The organism is Mesorhizobium sp. LNHC232B00 (assembly GCF_000502435.1).
GTDB classification, from domain to species: domain Bacteria; phylum Pseudomonadota; class Alphaproteobacteria; order Rhizobiales; family Rhizobiaceae; genus Mesorhizobium; species Mesorhizobium opportunistum.
On sequence record NZ_AYWP01000035.1, the window covers coordinates 23,664 to 41,562 of the forward strand.

Annotated in this window: 21 protein-coding genes; all 21 read right to left on the reverse strand. The window is 62.1% G+C overall.

Going from position 1 to position 17,899, the window contains the following annotated elements; genetic code table 11:
• Positions 1-122 precede the first annotated feature (122 nt).
• Positions 123-914: an ATP12 family chaperone protein gene (locus tag X743_RS141965; RefSeq protein ID WP_023768591.1), complete on the reverse strand. Its 792-nt coding sequence runs from the start codon at positions 912-914 to the stop codon at positions 123-125.
• 11 nt (positions 915-925) lie between these two features.
• Positions 926-1,798, reverse strand: coding sequence for a DMT family transporter (locus X743_RS141960; protein ID WP_051508625.1), 873 nt, complete (start codon positions 1,796-1,798; stop codon positions 926-928).
• A 41-nt stretch (positions 1,799-1,839) separates the two neighbouring features.
• Positions 1,840-2,820 (reverse strand): RluA family pseudouridine synthase, encoded by a 981-nt coding sequence (locus tag X743_RS141955; RefSeq protein ID WP_013895683.1) that lies wholly within the window; start codon positions 2,818-2,820, stop codon positions 1,840-1,842.
• A 61-nt stretch (positions 2,821-2,881) separates the two neighbouring features.
• A complete protein-coding gene (gene crcB, locus X743_RS141950; RefSeq protein WP_013895684.1) occupies positions 2,882-3,256 on the reverse strand; it encodes a fluoride efflux transporter CrcB in 375 nt (124 codons plus the stop codon).
• A 67-nt stretch (positions 3,257-3,323) separates the two neighbouring features.
• Complete coding sequence (locus X743_RS141945) at positions 3,324-4,982, reverse strand: hypothetical protein (RefSeq protein ID WP_023768593.1); 1,659 nt, start codon at positions 4,980-4,982, stop codon at positions 3,324-3,326.
• A 341-nt stretch (positions 4,983-5,323) separates the two neighbouring features.
• Complete coding sequence (locus tag X743_RS141940) at positions 5,324-6,154, reverse strand: aspartyl/asparaginyl beta-hydroxylase domain-containing protein (protein ID WP_023768594.1); 831 nt, start codon at positions 6,152-6,154, stop codon at positions 5,324-5,326.
• A 159-nt stretch (positions 6,155-6,313) separates the two neighbouring features.
• Positions 6,314-6,991, reverse strand: a complete 678-nt coding sequence (locus X743_RS1000000173660) for a DUF930 domain-containing protein (RefSeq protein WP_245264323.1) — start codon at positions 6,989-6,991, stop codon at positions 6,314-6,316.
• Positions 6,992-6,996: 5 nt separating this feature from the next.
• On the reverse strand, positions 6,997-8,304 hold the full coding sequence (locus X743_RS141930; protein ID WP_023768596.1) for a replication-associated recombination protein A: 1,308 nt from the start codon (positions 8,302-8,304) through the stop codon (positions 6,997-6,999).
• 41 nt (positions 8,305-8,345) lie between these two features.
• The gene (locus X743_RS141925) at positions 8,346-9,839 is read right to left on the reverse strand and encodes a DegQ family serine endoprotease (RefSeq protein ID WP_023768597.1); all 1,494 of its coding nucleotides are present in this window, start codon (positions 9,837-9,839) and stop codon (positions 8,346-8,348) included.
• Between the two features lie 181 nt (positions 9,840-10,020).
• The gene (gene rplQ, locus X743_RS141920; protein WP_013895690.1) at positions 10,021-10,452 is read right to left on the reverse strand and encodes a 50S ribosomal protein L17; all 432 of its coding nucleotides are present in this window, start codon (positions 10,450-10,452) and stop codon (positions 10,021-10,023) included.
• A gap of 104 nt (positions 10,453-10,556) precedes the next feature.
• Positions 10,557-11,567, reverse strand: a complete 1,011-nt coding sequence (locus tag X743_RS141915; RefSeq protein ID WP_006205443.1) for a DNA-directed RNA polymerase subunit alpha — start codon at positions 11,565-11,567, stop codon at positions 10,557-10,559.
• 100 nt (positions 11,568-11,667) lie between these two features.
• Positions 11,668-12,057, reverse strand: coding sequence for a 30S ribosomal protein S11 (gene rpsK, locus X743_RS141910; protein WP_006205444.1), 390 nt, complete (start codon positions 12,055-12,057; stop codon positions 11,668-11,670).
• Positions 12,058-12,217: 160 nt separating this feature from the next.
• The gene (gene rpsM / locus X743_RS141905) at positions 12,218-12,586 is read right to left on the reverse strand and encodes a 30S ribosomal protein S13 (protein ID WP_006205445.1); all 369 of its coding nucleotides are present in this window, start codon (positions 12,584-12,586) and stop codon (positions 12,218-12,220) included.
• Between the two features lie 206 nt (positions 12,587-12,792).
• Positions 12,793-13,401, reverse strand: coding sequence for an adenylate kinase (locus X743_RS141900; RefSeq protein WP_023768598.1), 609 nt, complete (start codon positions 13,399-13,401; stop codon positions 12,793-12,795).
• Positions 13,398-14,738, reverse strand: coding sequence for a preprotein translocase subunit SecY (gene secY, locus X743_RS141895; RefSeq protein WP_013895692.1), 1,341 nt, complete (start codon positions 14,736-14,738; stop codon positions 13,398-13,400). Before secY ends, X743_RS141900 begins: the two co-directional genes overlap by 4 nt.
• A gap of 194 nt (positions 14,739-14,932) precedes the next feature.
• Complete coding sequence (rplO, locus tag X743_RS141890; RefSeq protein WP_023768599.1) at positions 14,933-15,406, reverse strand: 50S ribosomal protein L15; 474 nt, start codon at positions 15,404-15,406, stop codon at positions 14,933-14,935.
• A 22-nt stretch (positions 15,407-15,428) separates the two neighbouring features.
• Positions 15,429-15,626, reverse strand: a complete 198-nt coding sequence (rpmD, locus tag X743_RS141885) for a 50S ribosomal protein L30 (RefSeq protein ID WP_006205449.1) — start codon at positions 15,624-15,626, stop codon at positions 15,429-15,431.
• A gap of 24 nt (positions 15,627-15,650) precedes the next feature.
• Entirely contained in the window at positions 15,651-16,214 is a 564-nt protein-coding gene (gene rpsE / locus X743_RS141880; RefSeq protein ID WP_006333394.1) for a 30S ribosomal protein S5, read from the reverse strand.
• Positions 16,215-16,367: 153 nt separating this feature from the next.
• On the reverse strand, positions 16,368-16,727 hold the full coding sequence (gene rplR / locus X743_RS141875) for a 50S ribosomal protein L18 (protein ID WP_010909284.1): 360 nt from the start codon (positions 16,725-16,727) through the stop codon (positions 16,368-16,370).
• A gap of 140 nt (positions 16,728-16,867) precedes the next feature.
• Complete coding sequence (rplF, locus tag X743_RS141870; RefSeq protein WP_013895694.1) at positions 16,868-17,401, reverse strand: 50S ribosomal protein L6; 534 nt, start codon at positions 17,399-17,401, stop codon at positions 16,868-16,870.
• An 89-nt stretch (positions 17,402-17,490) separates the two neighbouring features.
• Positions 17,491-17,889: a 30S ribosomal protein S8 gene (gene rpsH / locus X743_RS141865; RefSeq protein WP_006205453.1), complete on the reverse strand. Its 399-nt coding sequence runs from the start codon at positions 17,887-17,889 to the stop codon at positions 17,491-17,493.
• Between the last annotated feature and the right edge of the window lie 10 nt (positions 17,890-17,899).

Below are 17,899 nucleotides of genomic sequence, written 5' to 3' on the forward strand. Positions count from 1 at the left end.
TCCGAACGCGGACTCAACGACAGCCATCACGGAAAAAATGACAGAAAGCGCCCCCCGGCGGCAGAGCGACGATGGGATTATGACTTTGGTATTAGGTGCGGTGCGGCAAAGCCGTGCGACGCTCAGGCCTTGAGCGCTTCCAGGAGTTGGACGGCGGCCATCATGTCGCGCTTGCGCGCCGAGCGGCGGGCCACCGCCTCCGCATCCTGGCCCCACTGCTCGATCTGCCAGTCCTCATCGACATGGCCGGCGGCCCAGGCGGCCTCGACGTCGAGCTCGCCAAAATCGACAGCCAGCGCCAGCAGCGCCGAACCGGTCAGCGAGGTCATGACGTGGATGGCGGCAAGCCGCAGCGGCTCGGCGCGCTGAGCAAGATGCGCGCCCAGCACGGCGATCGTCTCGCGCGGCTGCTCGACATGGATGATGCCTTCGGCAAGGTTGAAGCGGGCACCAAGGCTGCGGCGTGCCCAATCGATCACCGGGTCCCAGTGCTCGTTCTGCCGCTCGACCAGCCCTTGCGGCGCATCGGCGCGGTAACAAAGCAAGTCGGACGAGGCAAAGCGCAATATGTCTTCCAGCACCGCTTGCGGATCGCTGGCGACGCCATCGATGGCGGTGTTGACCAGGCGCATCACCGGCATCGTCACCGGATTGATGGTCTCGCCCTGTGCGGCGAACTCGTCGGCAACCAGCGCCGCGGCTGTTTCGGTCGGCAGCGACAACAGCGCCTTGCCCGGTGTGCGCACCGGCCTGCCGTCGAGATGGACGGCAAACCCGTCTTCCACCGGCGCAACCGAGACGGTCTTGTAGAAGCGCTTCGGCAGCGGTGTCTTCATCTGGATTTGGGCACGGCGCACCGGGTCCGGATCGGAAAGGTATTTGCCCGCTTCGAGGTCGTTGAGGATATCGCGCATGAAGGTCTCTCTCACGCCGGTGTCAGCTTGCGCGCCGGCCGGTTGACGATGATCAGGCCGGCGGCAATCAGACCAAGTGCCAGGAAGATGCGGATGGTCAGCGGCTCGTTCAAGATGATTGCGCCGCACAAAACACCGAACACCGGTGACAGGAAGGTGAAACTGGACAGACCCGACGCCGGATAGCGGCGCAGCAGCCAGAACCACAACACGTAGGTGAAGGCGACGATGTAGATCGCCTGGAACAGCAGCGCCAAGGTCGGCAGCAACGCGGGATCGCGCACCGGCGGGCCCGCCAAAGGCAGAACCAGGAGGCCAACGATGGCCGCGCCGGCGAGTTGGTAAAGTAGCAGCTTTTCGGCACTCGCCTCGACCAGTTTCGATCGTTTGATGAGGATGTTGGTCAGGGCCCAGAAGAAGCCGGAACCCAGGCTCAGAATATCACCGAACAGCATGTCCCCGCCGCCGCCAAGCTTGTCGGAAAAAACCGCGGCAAGACCGGCGAAGGCCAAGAGCAGGCCGAGGAACTTTCGCAAGGTGATCTGTTCGCCAAGCAGGAAGTGGCCGCCGATCAGCATCCAGAACGGCATGGAGTTGACCAGCAGGGTGTTGCGGGCAACGGTCGTGTGTTCCAGGCCGACGTAAAGGCAAAGGAATTCCACGCCGAAAAGCACGCCCACCGCGATGCCGGCAAGCAAGGTGCCGTCGCGCGTGAACAGCGCGATGCCGCGCCAGCGGCACCAGAGGAAGACACAGAAGCCGCCGATGATCGAACGCGCGATCGACAGGAAGACGGGGTCGTAACCGGCATAGGAGATCTTGGCGGCGACGTAGTTCAGTCCCCAGGAAAAAGTCAGGCCGACCATGATCGCGGCGGCGGCCATGTCGACCGTGTCGCGCCGATCGAGCGTGTCGGTGACCACGATCAATCCTCCGCGCTGGCGTCGTCGAAGCCGATCAGGTTCCAGCTCTGGCGCATATGCGGCGGCATCGGCGCGGTGACGTCGATGAAGCCCTTGTCCGGGTGCGGGATAACGATGCGCCGCGCGTGCAGATGCAGGCGATTTTGGATGCCGCCGGGAAAATCCCAATTGGTGTCGGCCTCGAAATATTTCGGATCGCCGATGATGGGGCAGCCGATATAGGCGGCATGGACACGCAACTGGTGGGTGCGGCCGGTATAGGGCTCCATTTCCAGCCAGGTCATCGTCTGCGCCGCCTGCTCGATGATGCGGTAGTAGGATACGGCATGGTCGGCGCCTTTTTCGCCATGCGCGGCGATGCGCACCCGGTCGCCGTCGGGTGTCGGCTCCTTGATCAGCCAGGTCGAGATCTTGTCCTCGCGCTTGGGAGGCACGCCCTTGACCAGCGCCCAGTAGGTCTTCTTGGTCTCGCGGGCGCGGAATGCCTCCGAGAGCTTCATCGCGGCCAGCCTCGTGCGGGCAACGACCAGCACGCCCGACGTGTCGCGGTCGAGCCGGTGGACCAGCCGCGGCTTCTCGCCCTTCTGGTTGCGCCAGGCTTCCAGCATGTCGTCGACATTGCGGGTAACGCCCGACCCGCCCTGCACCGCCAGGCCCGCCGGTTTGTTGAAGACGAAAACCTTCGGATCCTCATGGATCAGCATTTTGGCCAGGACGTCGGCATCGCCCTGGTTGCGGATCGAGTGGCCGGTGAGCGGGCTCTCGCCCTTCTTGTCCACCTCGAGCGGCGGAACACGCACCACCTGGCCAGGCTCGACACGGCTGTCCGCCTTGACCCGACCGCCATCGACGCGGATTTGTCCGGAGCGCAGCAGCTTCTGCAGATGGCCAAAGCCGAGGCCCGGGAAATGGGTCTTGAACCAGCGATCGAGCCGCATGCCCGCCTCGCCGGCCTCCACCGTGATCTGTTCAACGCCTGCCATATTTTCTTCGCTTATCCATTTCCCGGCAGGGCTCGGCCCTGCTCTCGGCGCGGCAATAGCACTAAGGCAGGCTTCTTGCGAGCCAAAGTCCCAGAAACAGGGCGATAATGGCGCCAATCACGCTGGCAAGCGCATATCCAAACGCAGGCAAAGTGGCTCCCCGCTCCCACAATGTCGCGAAATCCAGCGAGAAAGCGGAAAAGGTGGTGAAGCCGCCAAGGATGCCGGTGGCGACAAACAGCCTGACTTCGGTCGATCCGCCGCGGCGCGCCAGGATGGCGATGAACAGACCCATGGCAAAGGAACCGACGATGTTGATCGCCATCGTCCCCCAGGGATAGTTGGGGCCGACGAGGCGCAGCGCGCCCATATTGGCGAGATGACGGATGCCGGCGCCGATGCCGCCGCCGACGACCACGAGAAGCAGATTGAACATGGACATTTACTGCCCATGCAAGGGCGGTGGCGTCAATCCCTTCAAGGCCCGACAGTCGACCCCGCCTTCACCACTCGGGCGCCGTCCAGTTCGGATATTTCTTCTGGAACTCGCTGTAGAGGGCATCGACTTCGGCTTTGCCGACCGGGCGCACCTGCTCATAGAGGTAACCGGTAAGGCCGTCGGATAATTGGTAGGTTTCAACGCGTTTGTAGGCAGCGCCGATGCCTTTTCCCTCGAGAATATACTGGTTGGGGAGCGTGACACAAATCTGCGCACCCGGCTGCAGATGGATGACAGGCCGGTCAGCCACGACGACATATCTGGATTTCAAAGCCTCCGGCCGGAATTGATCGCGACTATCCACCTGACAAATCCATCCGACGTGCGGAGTGAGCTTGGGATCCAAACCAAACAACAGCGAGTCGCTCAAAGCCGCGCCCGAGGCAAACACCGAAAAACGATCCTCAGCTTTCATTTTGCCAAGCAGGTCGGCAATCAGGCGTCTGTATTCGGGAAGATTGTCGAGGTGTAGCGGGAGCGTCGCTTCCTCGGCGAAAACGAAGCCAACCGGCGACAACAGCTGACGACCAATTGGAAAAAACGTGCCAAAAAAAGCAAATCCGGCGGCACAAGCGATCGCGGCGGCCGACCATCGTGATTTCAGTGCCGGCATCGAAACGATCGCAACGATTGCCTGGGCGTATGCCGGGAACAGCCAAAGAAACATCGGCAATGAATGATGCCGCTCCGGATCCTGCGTGCGGATAAAGATCAAGAAAGCGAACACCGAGGCAAAGGCGCACCACAGCGAAAACCCATTGCGGCGCACGGCCGAGAGACAGAGGCCAATGAAGATCAGCAGCCAGTTCACATAGCTGAGCCGGGATTCCATCTCGCCAAGCTGGATGAGGAAGGTCGTCCTGTATCCGCTGTAGAGATCGCCGTAGCTGGTGCCCAGAATCCTGGCGATCAGCGGCAGCTGGAAGTTCAATGCGGCCGCGGCAATAACGAAAATCGCACACAGGCCGCCCAATGCCGCTTTGCCGAAGGACGGATAGCTCCGATCCCTTGCAATCTGCAGCAAACAAAAGAAGGCGGCGGAAACGGCGACGCCAATGACGGCGTAGGCGTACCAGCGACGCAGCATGAACGCCAGCCACAGGCACACGCCCACGCAAATTCCGCTGATCACCGGCTCGCGGGTAAGAAACTTTGACTTCCAAAGAAAATAGGTCGCCGTGGTAATGGCAAGACAACCGGCAATGTCCGGCATTCCACGAAGCGTCGGCGCCCAGAACGGGGTGTAGAAGAAGGCCGCAATCCAGACGGCGAGCCAGGCTCGGGATGAAGACGTCTCGGAAGTCGCCTCCAAATAGCTCATTCGGGCTATGAGGAGAACCGTCGGTACCAGATAGACCGCGACTATTCCGGCGACAAACGCATATCGCGAACCTCCGAAAAGTACATAAATCGGCATCAACGGCGCCAAAATCGCCGAACCATAGTCATCTGTCGCGATAGAGGTGGCCAACTGGCTTAGCCATTGAAAAGGACTCTCGATGAGGAGCGCCCCTTGATGCTGGAATATATTGAAGTAGGCGACGAAGTCCCAATAATACACGGGCTCTTCAAGGCCTATATATATGGCGCTCAGAACAAGGCCCGGTATCAGGGTGCAAATGTAAGCCCCCGTCCAGAATCCGAAGATTTTGTTCTTTGTCACTGGAGGCCGCCTGGGAGGAAAAGACAGAGCCGTGGAACCCGAACCGCACCAACTCGCAACGCAGGAGCCGTTCCGGCGAATGCGAATCTAGCGAGACGATTCATATAATGAATTGTCGAGAGCCCAAATGGCGGTGAAGAACAAGCGCGGAGACGCCTTGCTCGCCTCAAGCCCGGCGACGGCATTGTCGAGCGGAGTCCCGGTGCCGGAGGCTCAAGGGGGGTAGCGGAGATTCAAGACTTGGATGCCAAGCCTGTGCACGAGCACTGTCAAAGTTGACCACACCTTGCAAGCCACCAGGACGCTGCCGGCGGAGCCCGACAGCGTCGATAGCTTTCAGCTCAGGTGGTTTCGACTTTCTTCGGCTTGGTCGAGCCGATCATTTTCCAGTTCTTGTAGAACATCGAATTGATGCGCTCGACGCTGACCGAGACGATGGCGAGCATGCCTGCTATCAGGCGGGGGACCGGGGATGGCCTGATGATGTCCATGAACACGCAGTAGCGGCGGCCGTCATACTCGTTGACCGAGCGGTGCAGCAGCGTGTCGTCGAAAATGAACAGCGGATTGTCGTACCAGTAGTTCTTGACGTTGCCGCATTCGACGAAGATCTCCGACTTCACCGGGATCAGATTGTAGAGAATGCGCAGGCTGAGCCGCAGCGGGCCGAAGTGCCACGAGGTCGATTCGCGCTTGCTGAAGACGGAAACGGCGATCGTCTTGATGTATTTGAAATCCTTGTTGAACTCGGCGACGTTGTCGATCCGGTGCTTGCCGTACCATTGGTAGACATACATGCCGCGCCGGCCGGCGCCGAAATTGGCATCGATGTCGGCGATGATCTCGTCCTTGCGCGCCTTGAAGATGTCCAGGACCTCATTGACCTCGCGCTGATAATCGGCGGGAAACTGCTCCAGCTTCCACACGCCGGGATTCCTGTAGCAGAGCAGATCGACCAGCAGGTTGAACGGCGACAGCAGCCAGGTGAACAGGCCGTTGCCGAGGAAGTAACCCGAGAACAGCGACAGATCCTTCCTGTCGTTGCGCAGCACGTCGATCAGGCCGCAGACGATGAAGATCGTCGTCAGGACGGGGATGAAATAGAAGCCAAGGGCGAGAAGCGGGACGGCAATGGCGAATTTGCGAAGGGATTTGCGAAGGTTTTTTGTCATTTTTCCACGCGCGGAGCGCGATCCTGTTGCGAATGAACTGCCAAAGTCACGGCAACGACCACCGCCCGGCCGTGCGCCTTGATAAGGTCTTTTGGGTCACCACACAACGGTCACGGCATCGTGCCTGGCGGCTGCCTCGTGGAGGTCGCCGGACTTCGGTCAATGCACCGCCGGCAAACCAAGCTCGTCCCATTTTTCCCTGGTCACGGGATCGCCGACCAGAAACTCAAAGCCGATGACGCTTTCGCCGTCTCGTGCGAGCCGGCATTTGAACTTCAAACTGTACCAGTTTTTGCGGCTGCGGAAAGCAGCACCATTGGCGGCAATCGTGGTCCCAGTGATTTTTTCCTCCGCCGTGGCGTAAGGCACGACGCGTTCTGGATGAAAGTCTGCCCGCCACCGGCGAATCTGGTCCATGGCCTCGAGATTGCACAATTGCACCATGCGTTCATCCGAACCGAAGGTGGCGAGGTCGGCGCGCGCCTGCCGGCTGCGTGGATCGGCGAGCGTCTTGGCCGACAGCATCTCGGTCGGCCGGATCATGGCCGGCGCGGTTGACGGTCGAGATTGAGGAGCGCTCGGCGGTGGCCTTGGCGCCGGGGCTCGTGCCTCCGGGGCTGGAGGCGGTGTTGGCGCCGGTGGCGGCCTGGTCAAGGCCTCGAACTGCCGGGGCGTCAGGATGTCGACCGACACGCGCTCTTCCTCCAGCCGTTTCGGCGGCTTCGGCAATGGCGTTAGGGCCAGCGTGGCGGCGAGCAGCGTGTGCAGGACAACAGAGGCGGACACACCCCAGGGCGAAGCCTCGTTTCGAAGCGTGACGACCACCGGGCCGCGCAAGCCGGCTATTCCCGCTCTTTGCGCAGCTTTGCCCAATAATCGAGCCGCTTCCTGATATCGCGCTCGAAACCACGTTCAGGCGGATCGTAGAAGGTCTGGCGGCCCATCTTCTCGGGAAAATAGTCCTGGCCCGAAAACGCGTCCGGCTCATCATGATCGTAGCGATAGCCCGCGCCGTAATCCTCTTCCTTCATCAGCTTGGTCGGCGCGTTCAGAATATGCTTTGGCGGCAGCAGCGAGCCGTGCTCCTTGGCAGCGCGCGTGGCCGCCTTGAAGGCGGTGTAGACGGCGTTGGATTTGGGCGCGGTGGCGAGATAGACGGTGGCCTCGGCAAAGGCGAGTTCGCCCTCGGGCGAGCCGAGATAGTCGTAGGCGTCCTTGGCGGCGTTGGCGACGACCAGTGCCTGCGGATCGGCAAGGCCGATGTCCTCCATCGCCATGCGCACCAGCCGGCGGCCGAGATAGAGCGGATCCTCGCCGGCATCGAACATGCGCGCGAGATAGTAGAGCGCGGCGTCGGGATCCGAGCCGCGCACCGATTTGTGCAGCGCCGAGATCAGATTGTAATGGCCGTCCTGGCCTTTGTCGTAGATCGGCGCACGGCGCTGGACGATGCGCTGCAGCCCTTCGGGATCGAACACCTCGCCGGGCTTAGCGGCACGCCAGACTTCCTCGGCGAGCGTCAGGGAGGCGCGTCCGTCACCATCGCTCATGCGGATGAGCATTGTCCGCGCCTTATCGTCTAGCGGCAGTGCCCTGCCCTCCGTCTCTTCCGCCCGCGTCATCAGCTTGGCGATGCTCTCCTCGCCAAGCGAATGAAAGACCATGACGCGCGCGCGCGACAACAGCGCCGCGTTGAGTTCGAAGGACGGATTTTCGGTGGTGGCGCCAACCAGGACGACTGTCCCATCCTCCATGACGGGGAGAAAGGAATCCTGCTGGGCGCGGTTGAAACGATGGATCTCGTCGACAAACAACAATGTCTGGCGGCCATTGGCGCGGCGCAGCTTGGCGGCCTCGAAGACCTTCTTCAGGTCGGCGACCCCGGAAAACACCGCCGATATCTGCTCGAAGGCAAGGCTGGTCTCGCCGGCAAGCAACCTTGCCACTGTGGTCTTGCCAGTGCCGGGCGGACCCCAGAAGATCATCGAGCCGAGCGAACCTGAGCCGATCAGCCGGGTCAGCGCGCCATCTGGCCCGGTCAGATGTTCCTGGCCAACGACCTCACCAAGGTTCTTCGGCCGCAGCCTGTCGGCCAGCGGCCGTCCAGGCGGCCTCTTTTCCGGTTCGTCAACGCTGAACAGATCGGCCATGCACTTCTTTTGGTTTGGAGCGCGATCTCTTCAGATCGAACTCAGTAACGCAACACCTGGCGCAGTATCTGCCCGCCGCGCTCGACGGTAAAGCGCCACCAGCGCGTATCCTGCTGGGCAGCCTGCGCCAGCGTCGCGGCTGTGTCTATCGCGGTGCCGTTGACCTCGCGCACGATGTCGCCCGGCATGAAACCGAAATCGGCGGCCGGCGAGTCGCGGTTGATGTCGATCACCGTCACGCCCTTGAGATCGGTGCGCAGGCCGAGCTTCTGGGCAAGCCGTGGCGACAGCTCCGCGACCTTGGCGCCCGAGAACGGGCTGCGGCCATGCAGCGTCACTTCCGTGGCTTTCGCACCCTCCGGCGCGCGCTCCAGCGCGATGTCCATCGCCGCCTGCTGGCCCTTGGTCAGGATCGCGAAATTGGCCTTGGTGCCGATCGACAGCGTCGCCATGCGATAGTCCAGCGCCTCGATGCTCTCGACCGGCTTGCCGTTGATCTGCAGCACGACGTCGCCCGGCTTCAGCCCCGCCTTGCCAGCCGGCCCCGTCGCATCGACGGACGAGACCAGGGCGCCGGTCGGCTTTTCCATGGCAAGCGATTCGGCGATCTGCGGCGTCACCGCCTCGAACTCGGCGCCGATATAAGGGCGCTCGAAGAAATCGAGGCCGGCCTTGGCGGCATCGGCGAAAGCCCGCACCATATTGGCCGGGATGGCAAAACCGATGCCGATCGAGCCGCCGCTGCGGCTATAGATGGCGGTGTTGATGCCGACCAGCTGGCCGCCCATGTTGATCAGCGCGCCGCCGGAATTGCCGGGATTGATGGCGGCGTCGGTCTGGATGAAGTAGCCCGAGTCCGAGACGCCGATATGGCTGCGGGCAAGTGCGGAGACGATACCGCTTGTGGTGGTCTGGCCGACGCCGAAGGGATTGCCGATGGCCAGCACCAGATCGCCAACTTCGAGCGCGTCGGAATCGCCGATGGCGATCACCGGGAATGGCTTGTCGGATTCGATCTTGAGCACGGCAAGGTCGAGCGTCTCGTCCTTCAGCATCACCTTGCTGGTGAATTCGCGCCCGTCGGCGGTCGCCACCTTGACCTCGTCGGCATCCTTGATGACGTGGAAATTGGTGACGATGACACCGCTCGGATCGACAAGCACACCCGAGCCCAGCGAGGACTGCGCGCGCGGCCGGGCACGGCCGAAAAACTCCTCGAAGAACGGATCGCCTTCAAAAGGCGACGTGACCTTGGCCGTCTGCGAGGCATAGACATTGACCACGGCGGGCGCCGTCTGCTTGACCAGCGGCGCGAACGACAGTTGCACCTCTTCGCGGCCGAACGGCACGCGCTTGTCGGGCCCCGAGGTAGCGTTTTCGCCCTCGACACCATGCAACAGATCGGTCAGCACGTCCGACAGGCCCGGATCGGCTGGCTTTGCGGCGTCTTCGGCCAACGCCTGCCGAACTGCCGGTGCGGCTGCGAACACTAGGAAGGCGCAGAGCAGGACAAGGGACAGTCTTTTGGCGCGCATTCGCGAATCCTCCAAGGCAAGTTCGGGCGCATTGTCCCGACGATTGTGCAAAATGAAAGGCTAAGCCGCTGAAATCCGATTATTTTCGCGCAAGCAGATCTTTATGGGCACGCTTTGAACCGCGCAGAACATGAAAAAGGGGCCCGCAGGCCCCTTCAATTCATTCTAGAAAGACGTGACCTTATGCGGCCGCGGCGTCCGCTTCGGTGCCTTCGGCTTCGAGGCGGGCACGGTCGCCGGCGCCCTTGGCCGAGGTGTCGCGATCGACGAACTCGATGACGGCCATCGCGGCATTGTCGCCGTGACGGAATCCCGCCTTCATGATGCGCAGGTAGCCGCCGTTACGGTTGGCGTAGCGCGGGGCGATCGTGTCGAACAGGCGCTTGACGACGCCTTCATTGCCGATCTGCGCGATCACCTGGCGGCGGGCGTGCAGGTCGCCGCGCTTGCCGAGCGTCACCAGCTTCTCGACGATCGGACGCAGGTCCTTCGCCTTCGGCAAGGTGGTGACGATCTGCTCGTGCTCGAGCAGCGACACGGCGAGGTTGGCGAACATCGACTTGCGATGGCTAATGCTTCGGGCGAAGCGGCGGCCTTTGAAACCGTGGCGCATGGCTCATTTCCTTCTTCAGTTGTTCAAGAGGACACGGCCTCTGATGGTTTTCCGCATGACCGTCGGATCGAGCGGCCAAGGCCGCCGATCCTTGGAATTCATGCTCAATATTGATCTTCGTAACGCTTGGCGAGGTCTTCGATGTTTTCCGGCGGCCAGTCCGGCACTTCCATGCCGAGGTGCAGGCCCATCGCCGCCAGCACTTCCTTGATCTCGTTCAGCGACTTGCGGCCGAAGTTCGGGGTGCGCAGCATCTCGGCTTCGGTCTTCTGGATGAGATCGCCGATGTAGACGATGTTGTCGTTCTTCAGGCAGTTGGCCGAACGCACGGAAAGCTCGAGTTCGTCGACCTTCTTGAGCAGCGCCGGGTTGAAGGCGAGCTCGGTGACGGCTTCCGCCGCGACTTCCTTCTGCGGCTCGTCGAAGTTGACGAACAGGCCGAGCTGGTCCTGCAGGATGCGAGCGGCGAACGCCACTGCGTCCTCGCCCGAGATCGAACCGTCCGTCTCGATGGTCATGGTCAGCTTGTCGTAGTCGAGAACCTGGCCCTCGCGGGTGTTCTCGACCTTGTAGGAGACCTTCTTGACCGGCGAATACAGGCTGTCGACCGGGATCAGGCCGATCGGCGCATCCTCGGCGCGGTTGCGCTCTGCCGGTACGTAACCCTTGCCGGTGTCGACGGTGAATTCCATGCGGATTTCAGCGCCTTCGTCCAGCGTGCAGATGACGTGGTCGGGGTTGAGGATCTCGACGTCGCCAACCGTTTGGATGTCGCCGGCCAGAACCGCGCCCGGTCCCTGCTTGCGCACGACCATGCGCTTGGGTCCATCGCCTTCCATGCGGATGGCGATTTCCTTGATGTTCAGGACGATGTCGGTCACGTCCTCGCGCACGCCGGCGATGGACGAGAATTCATGCAGGACACCGTCGATCTGCACTGCGGTGACGGCCGCACCGCGCAGCGAAGACAGAAGCACGCGGCGCAGCGCGTTGCCGAGCGTGAGGCCAAAGCCGCGCTCGAGCGGCTCGGCGACCAGCGTGGTCAGCGTCTTCTTCTTCGACGAGAACTCGATCTTGTTCGGCTTGATCAGTTCCTGCCAATTTTTCTGGATCATGATGCTTTCCTTCCGTTGACCCGCCACCATCCAATCGTGGCGGGCGACCTGGAATACCGTGGAGGAACGCCTTTCGGCGTTCGCACGGCGTTCAATAATGTTAGACGCGGCGCTTCTTGCGCGGGCGGCAGCCATTGTGCGGGATCGGCGTCACATCACGGATCGAGGTGATGGTGAAGCCGGCCGCCTGCAGGGCGCGCAGCGCCGATTCGCGGCCCGAGCCAGGTCCGCAGACCTCGACTTCGAGCATGCGCATGCCGTGTTCCTGGGCCTTCTTGGCAACGTCCTCGGCAGCCATCTGGGCGGCGAACGGGGTCGACTTGCGCGACCCCTTGAAGCCCTGGGCACCGGCCGACGACCAGGCGATCGAATTGCCCTGCGCGTCGGTGATGGTGATCATCGTGTTGTTGAAGGTCGAATTGACGTGGGCAACGCCCGACGAGATGTTCTTGCGTTCGCGACGGCGAACACGAGCGGCTTCCTTGGCCATGATAGTCCTTTCAGTTGATCTCTACACCGCCGTAATGCCAGCGGCTCCACCTTCGTAGGGGAGTAGGGGAATAGGGCAGTAGGGGAGGAGGGAAAAGTGCGACCCGATCGGCGGGCATTCCCTACTGCCTTACTCCCTACTCCCTTGTTCCCCTAAAAAATTACTTCTTTTTGCCGGCGATCGACTTGGCCGGGCCCTTGCGGGTGCGTGCATTGGTGTGGGTGCGCTGGCCGCGAACCGGCAGCGAGCGGCGGTGACGCAGGCCGCGGTAGCAGCCGAGGTCCATGAGCCGCTTGATGTTCATCGACACTTCGCGGCGCAGGTCGCCTTCGACCTGGTAGTCGCGGTCGATGGTCTCACGGATCTGCAGCACTTCCGCGTCGGTGAGCTGGTTGACGCGGCGCTCCGCCGGGATGCCGACCTTGTCGACGATCTCCTGGGCGAACTTCTTGCCAATGCCGTGAATGTACTGAAGCGCGATGACGACGCGCTTGTTGGTCGGAATGTTGACGCCGGCTATACGAGCCATGTTCTCTCTTCTCCATGTGGGCCGGCCAACCCTCAAAAAAGGCAGATCCGGCGCTGTCAAAGTTGCCCCGCGTCCGGTGGAGGCCGGCCCATGCGGGAGTTTCCAGTTCAAAGCGGCTGCCTTGCCCTTGCGGACAAGCAAAGCCCATGCCTGATAGGAAGACGGGCCGCCATACCGCAGCGAACCGCTCCCGTCAAGCGCAATCGTTAATTTACCGACTCCGCCCCTTGAGCAGTCGCCGCGAGCACGGTTTCGATTTCGGCGGTCACCGCGTCGATGCTGGCCATGCCGTCGACAGTTTTGAGCCTGCCCTTGGCGTAGTAGTAGCCGGTCAGCGGTGCGGTCTTCTTGTAGTACTCGCGCAGGCGCTCTTCGAACACCGAGGGATTGTCGTCCTTGCGCACCGGCTGGCCGGCTGCCTTGGCATCCTCGGCGCGTTTGACGATGCGGCCGACCAGGGCCCTGTCGTCGACGACCAGTTCGATGACCGTATCGAGACCGATGCCACGCTCGGCAAGCATCTGCTCGACCGCATCGGCCTGCACCAGCGTGCGCGGGTAGCCGTCGAGGATGAAGCCCTTGGCGCAGTCGGCTTGGTCGATCCGCTCGGCAACAATAGCGTTGACGATGGCATCGGACACCAGTTCACCGGCATCCATCACCGCCTTGGCACGCTTGCCGACTTCGGTGCCGGCTTGAACGGCGGCACGCAGCATGTCGCCCGTCGAAAGCTGGGGTATGCCGTGTTTCTCTACCAGTCTTTGTGCTTGTGTCCCCTTGCCCGCTCCTGGCGGCCCAAGCAAAATCAACCTCATCTGGCTTTCTTCCCCCCGCGCAGCTTCGACTTCTTGATCAGGCCTTCATACTGGTGCGCGATCAGGTGCCCCTGAATCTGCGCAACCGTATCGAGCGTGACACTGACCACGATCAGAAGCGATGTGCCACCAAGGTAGAATGGTACGCCAGTCGCCGAGATCAGGAACTCCGGCAGCAGGCACACCAGCACCAGATAGATGGCGCCGACGACGGTGATGCGGGTGAGAACGTAATCGATGTAATCGGCGGTGCGCTCGCCCGGACGATAGCCCGGGATGAAGCCCGAATGCTTCTTGAGCTGGTCGGCGGTGTCCTTCGGGTTGAAGACAATCGCTGTGTAGAAGAAGGCGAAGAACACGATCATCGCCGCGTAGAACGCCATGTAGAGCGGCTGGCCGTGGCCGAGCGAGGCCAGGATGGTGCTGGCCCAGGCCGGCATGTTGGTCGTCTGCGAGAAGCCGGCGATGGTGGCCGGCAGCAACAGCAGCGACGAGGCAAAGATCGGCGGGATGACGCCCGACGTGTTCAGCTTAAGCGGCAGGTGCGAGGTGTCGCCCTGGAACATGCGATTGCCGACCTGGCGCTTCGGATACTGGATCAGCAGGCGCCGCTGGGCGCGCTCGAAGAACACGATCAGCGCGATGACGACGATGGCCAGCACGATGATCGCCAGGATCAGGCCGGTCGACAGGGCGCCGGTGCGGCCGAGTTCCAGCGTGCCGGAGATGGCATGCGGCAAGCCGGCGACGATGCCCGAGAAGATGATCAGCGAAATGCCGTTGCCGATGCCGCGCGCGGTGATCTGCTCACCGAGCCACATCAGGAACATGGTGCCGCCGACTAGGGTGACGACGGTCGAAATGCGGAAGAACATGCCGGGATCGCTGACGATGCCGTTGCCGTTTTCCAGCCCGACCGAAATGCCATAGGCCTGAACCAGCGCGAGCAACACGGTGCCGTAGCGCGTGTACTGATTGATGACCTTGCGGCCCTGCTCGCCTTCCTTCTTCAGCGCTTCCAGCGAAGGGATGACCGAGGTCATCAGCTGCATGATGATGGAGGCGGAGATGTAGGGCATGATGCCGAGCGCGAAGATCGCCATGCGCTGCACGGCGCCGCCAGCGAACATGTTGAACATGCCAAGCACGCCCTTGCTCTGCGAGGAGAAGGCCTGGGCGAAGGCGTCGGGATTGATGCCGGGAAGCGGAATGTAGGTGCCGAGGCGGTAGACGAGCAGCGCGCCGATGGTGAACCAGATGCGTTTCTTCAGGTCCTCCGCCTTGGCGAAGGCCGAGAAATTCAGATTCGAGGCTAATTGTTCAGCAGCCGAAGCCATGCCTGATTCTCCGCTTGGTAACGCTTGATGGCCCGTGAGGTCAGGCGGTGCGTTTCACCGAAGCTCACGAGATAAGCTCCGGGCTCTAAACATGCAAGCGGCCGCGTTGACGCGGCCGCTTAATTGAGCAGATCAAAGCGCGATCGTGAGCAAAAACGGGATCCCATTCTTACCGGTCGCGCTTCAAATTGCCGTTACTCCGCGGCTGCCTTTTCCGGCAGCTTGACCGAGCCGCCGGCCTTTTCGATCTTCTCGATCGCGGCCTTGGAGGCACCGGCGACGTCAAAGGCGAGCTTCGCCTTGATCTCGCCGTCCGAAAGGATGCGCACGCCGTCCTTGACGCGACGAATGACGCCGGCGGCAACCAGCGATTCAGCCGTCACGGTTGCCTTGGCATCGAGCTTCTTGGCATCGATGGCCACCTGGATGCGGGCCAGCGAGACGACGGTGAAGCTCTTGGCGAAGATGTTGTTGAAGCCACGCTTCGGCAGGCGCCGGTAAAGCGGCATCTGGCCACCCTCGAAGCCGTTGACGGCGACGCCGGAGCGCGCCTTCTGGCCCTTGACGCCGCGACCGGCGGTCTTGCCCGAGCCGGAACCGATGCCACGGCCGAGACGCTTCTTGGAGTGCGTCGCGCCGTCCTTGTCACGCAGATCATTGAGTTTCATCTGGGTTCTCCTGCGCTTTGGCTCAGCCCTCGTCCACGACGCGGACGAGATGCTGAACGGCAGCGATCATGCCGCGCACGGAAGGCGTATCTTCCAGGGTGCGCTGCTTGTGCATCTTGTTGAGGCCGAGGCCGACCAGCGTCGCGCGCTGTTCCTTCGGGCGGCGGATCGGCGAACCGATCTGCTCAACGGTGATGGTCTTGGTTGCTTTCTTGGCCATGGTCAAAATCCCTGGTCAGATCGACTATTCTTCAGCCGCAACGGCGGTGCCGCGGCGGGCCTGAAGGGTCGAATACTTGATGCCGCGCGCGGCAGCCACATCCTTGGGATGCATCTGGCTCTTCAGCGCGTCGAAGGTGGCGCGAACCATGTTGTAGGGGTTCGACGAACCCATCGACTTGGCGACCACGTCATGCATGCCGAGCGTTTCGAAGACGGCGCGCATCGGGCCGCCGGCGATGATGCCGGTACCCTGCTTGGCTGCGCGCAGCAGAACGCGACCGGCGCCCCAGCGTCCCTCGACGTCGTGGTGCAGCGTGCGGCCCGAGCGCAGCGGCACGAAGATCATGTCGCGCTTGGCCGATTCGGTTGCCTTGCGGATGGCTTCCGGCACTTCGCGTGCCTTGCCGTGACCGAAGCCGACGCGGCCCTTCTGGTCGCCGACGACGACGAGCGCGGCGAAGCCGAAGCGGCGGCCACCCTTGACGACCTTGGCGACGCGGTTGATGTGGACCAGCTTGTCCACCATGCCGTCATCGCGTTCTTCACGATCGCGGCCGCGGCCGCCATCCCTACGTTCCTGTGCCATATCCTGTTCCTTGTTTTTTTCCGGAAGCACGGTTGATGATAAGATCCGGTGCCTCGCCCCGAATAAATCGGGAAACCGTCACCGGGAGCGAAAAGCTATTTTTTCCTTCGCATAATCTTTATCCGAAAAGTCTGCAACTTTTCGGGATCATGCTTAGAAGCTCAAGCCACCTTCGCGGGCGGCTTCGGCCAGCGCCTTGACGCGGCCATGATAGATGTACGGGCCACGGTCGAAGACAACTTCCTTGACGCCTGCCTTGGTGGCGCGCTCGGCGATCAGCTTGCCGATCGCGGCGGCGGCGGCGGTGTCGGCGCCGGTCTTGAGCGAACCCTTGAGGTCCTTCTCGAGCGTCGAGGCGGCAGCGATGGTGTGGCCCTTGGCGTCGTCGATCACCTGGACATAGATGTTCTTCGAGGTGCGGTGAACCGACAGACGCGGACGCTCGCCGGCGACCTTTCTGATCTGGCGGCGAACGCGCTGCGCACGGCGCTGCGTGGATTCCTTGGTACCCATGATGGTCTTCCTTGCCTTCAAAAAACGGGGGCCGCCATGTGCGGTAGGCGAAAGCGCCTCCCGCGACCGCTCCCCGCGGCGTTGCACTTCTTCAGCTTGGCCCTTTCCGAAAAGTCTTCAACCTTTCGGGGCCAAGCCCACTACTTCTTCTTGCCTTCCTTGCGGACGATCTTCTCGCCAGCGTAGCGGACGCCCTTGCCCTTGTAGGGCTCGGGGCCGCGGTATTCGCGGATCTCGGCGGCCACCTGGCCGACCTGCTGCTTGTCGATGCCGGCCACGGTGATTTCCGTCGGCTTCGGCACCGTGATGGTGATGCCAGCCGGCGTCTCGTAGACGACGTCATGGCTGAAGCCAAGTGCCAGCTGCAGGTTCTTGCCCTGAAGTGCGGCACGATAGCCGACGCCGGTGATCTCGAGCTTCTTCTCGAAGCCGTCCTTCACACCCTGCAGGATGTTGACGATCTGCGTGCGCGACATGCCCCACTTGGAGCGGGCCGTCTTGGTCTGGTCGCGCGGCTGGACAGCGATCTCGCTGCCTTCCATCTTGACCAGGACTTCGTCGTTCACCACGAACTTCAGCTCGCCCTTGGGGCCCTTCGCCGTCACGGTCTGGCCGTTGACGGTCGCGGTCACGCCCTGCGGCAGCGAAACGGGTTTCTTTCCAATACGAGACATTTTGTTGTCCTCGTCACTTCTCTTGTTTCAGGTCTCTGTCTTCGGAAACGATCCGAAGACCGGATTCCACTTTGCGGTCAGCTGCCAGATCAGAAGATCTGGCAGAGGATCTCACCGCCGACGTTCTGTTCGCGTGCTTCGTGGTCGGCCATCACGCCCTTCGGTGTCGAAAGGATGGCGATGCCGAGGCCGTTGGCGACGTGCGGGATCGACTTGGCCGAAACGTAAACGCGGCGGCCCGGCTTCGAGACGCGGGCGATTTCACGCACGACCGGCGCGCCGTCGAAATACTTCAGCTCGATTTCGATTTCGGACTTGCCGTTGTCGAAGTCGGTCTGGCTGTAATCGCGGATATAGCCTTCAGCCTTCAGCACGTCGAGGACGCGGGTGCGCAGACGCGAGGCCGGCGTCGAGACACTCGACTTCTTGCGGCCATACGCGTTGCGGATGCGGGTCAGCATATCGCCGAGAGGATCGCTCAATGACATGTTATGTCCT

Excerpts from the sequence above, each read along its gene's own strand:
- X743_RS141965 (WP_023768591.1), bottom strand. The coding sequence starts at position 914 with ATGCGCGATATCCTCAACGACCTCGAAGCGGGCAAATACCTTTCCGAT.
- X743_RS141960 (WP_051508625.1), bottom strand. The coding sequence starts at position 1,798 with ATGGCCGCCGCCGCGATCATGGTCGGCCTGACTTTTTCCTGGGGACTG.
- X743_RS141955 (WP_013895683.1), bottom strand. The coding sequence starts at position 2,820 with ATGGCAGGCGTTGAACAGATCACGGTGGAGGCCGGCGAGGCGGGCATG.
- crcB (WP_013895684.1), bottom strand. The coding sequence starts at position 3,256 with ATGTTCAATCTGCTTCTCGTGGTCGTCGGCGGCGGCATCGGCGCCGGC.
- X743_RS141940 (WP_023768594.1), bottom strand. The coding sequence starts at position 6,154 with ATGACAAAAAACCTTCGCAAATCCCTTCGCAAATTCGCCATTGCCGTC.
- X743_RS141930 (WP_023768596.1), bottom strand. The coding sequence starts at position 8,304 with ATGGCCGATCTGTTCAGCGTTGACGAACCGGAAAAGAGGCCGCCTGGA.
- X743_RS141925 (WP_023768597.1), bottom strand. The coding sequence starts at position 9,839 with ATGCGCGCCAAAAGACTGTCCCTTGTCCTGCTCTGCGCCTTCCTAGTG.
- rplQ (WP_013895690.1), bottom strand. The coding sequence starts at position 10,452 with ATGCGCCACGGTTTCAAAGGCCGCCGCTTCGCCCGAAGCATTAGCCAT.
- X743_RS141915 (WP_006205443.1), bottom strand. The coding sequence starts at position 11,567 with ATGATCCAGAAAAATTGGCAGGAACTGATCAAGCCGAACAAGATCGAG.
- rpsK (WP_006205444.1), bottom strand. The coding sequence starts at position 12,057 with ATGGCCAAGGAAGCCGCTCGTGTTCGCCGTCGCGAACGCAAGAACATC.
- rpsM (WP_006205445.1), bottom strand. The coding sequence starts at position 12,586 with ATGGCTCGTATAGCCGGCGTCAACATTCCGACCAACAAGCGCGTCGTC.
- X743_RS141900 (WP_023768598.1), bottom strand. The coding sequence starts at position 13,401 with ATGAGGTTGATTTTGCTTGGGCCGCCAGGAGCGGGCAAGGGGACACAA.
- secY (WP_013895692.1), bottom strand. The coding sequence starts at position 14,738 with ATGGCTTCGGCTGCTGAACAATTAGCCTCGAATCTGAATTTCTCGGCC.
- rplO (WP_023768599.1), bottom strand. The coding sequence starts at position 15,406 with ATGAAACTCAATGATCTGCGTGACAAGGACGGCGCGACGCACTCCAAG.
- rpmD (WP_006205449.1), bottom strand. The coding sequence starts at position 15,626 with ATGGCCAAGAAAGCAACCAAGACCATCACCGTTGAGCAGATCGGTTCG.
- rpsE (WP_006333394.1), bottom strand. The coding sequence starts at position 16,214 with ATGGCACAGGAACGTAGGGATGGCGGCCGCGGCCGCGATCGTGAAGAA.
- rplR (WP_010909284.1), bottom strand. The coding sequence starts at position 16,727 with ATGGGTACCAAGGAATCCACGCAGCGCCGTGCGCAGCGCGTTCGCCGC.
- rplF (WP_013895694.1), bottom strand. The coding sequence starts at position 17,401 with ATGTCTCGTATTGGAAAGAAACCCGTTTCGCTGCCGCAGGGCGTGACC.
- rpsH (WP_006205453.1), bottom strand. The coding sequence starts at position 17,889 with ATGTCATTGAGCGATCCTCTCGGCGATATGCTGACCCGCATCCGCAAC.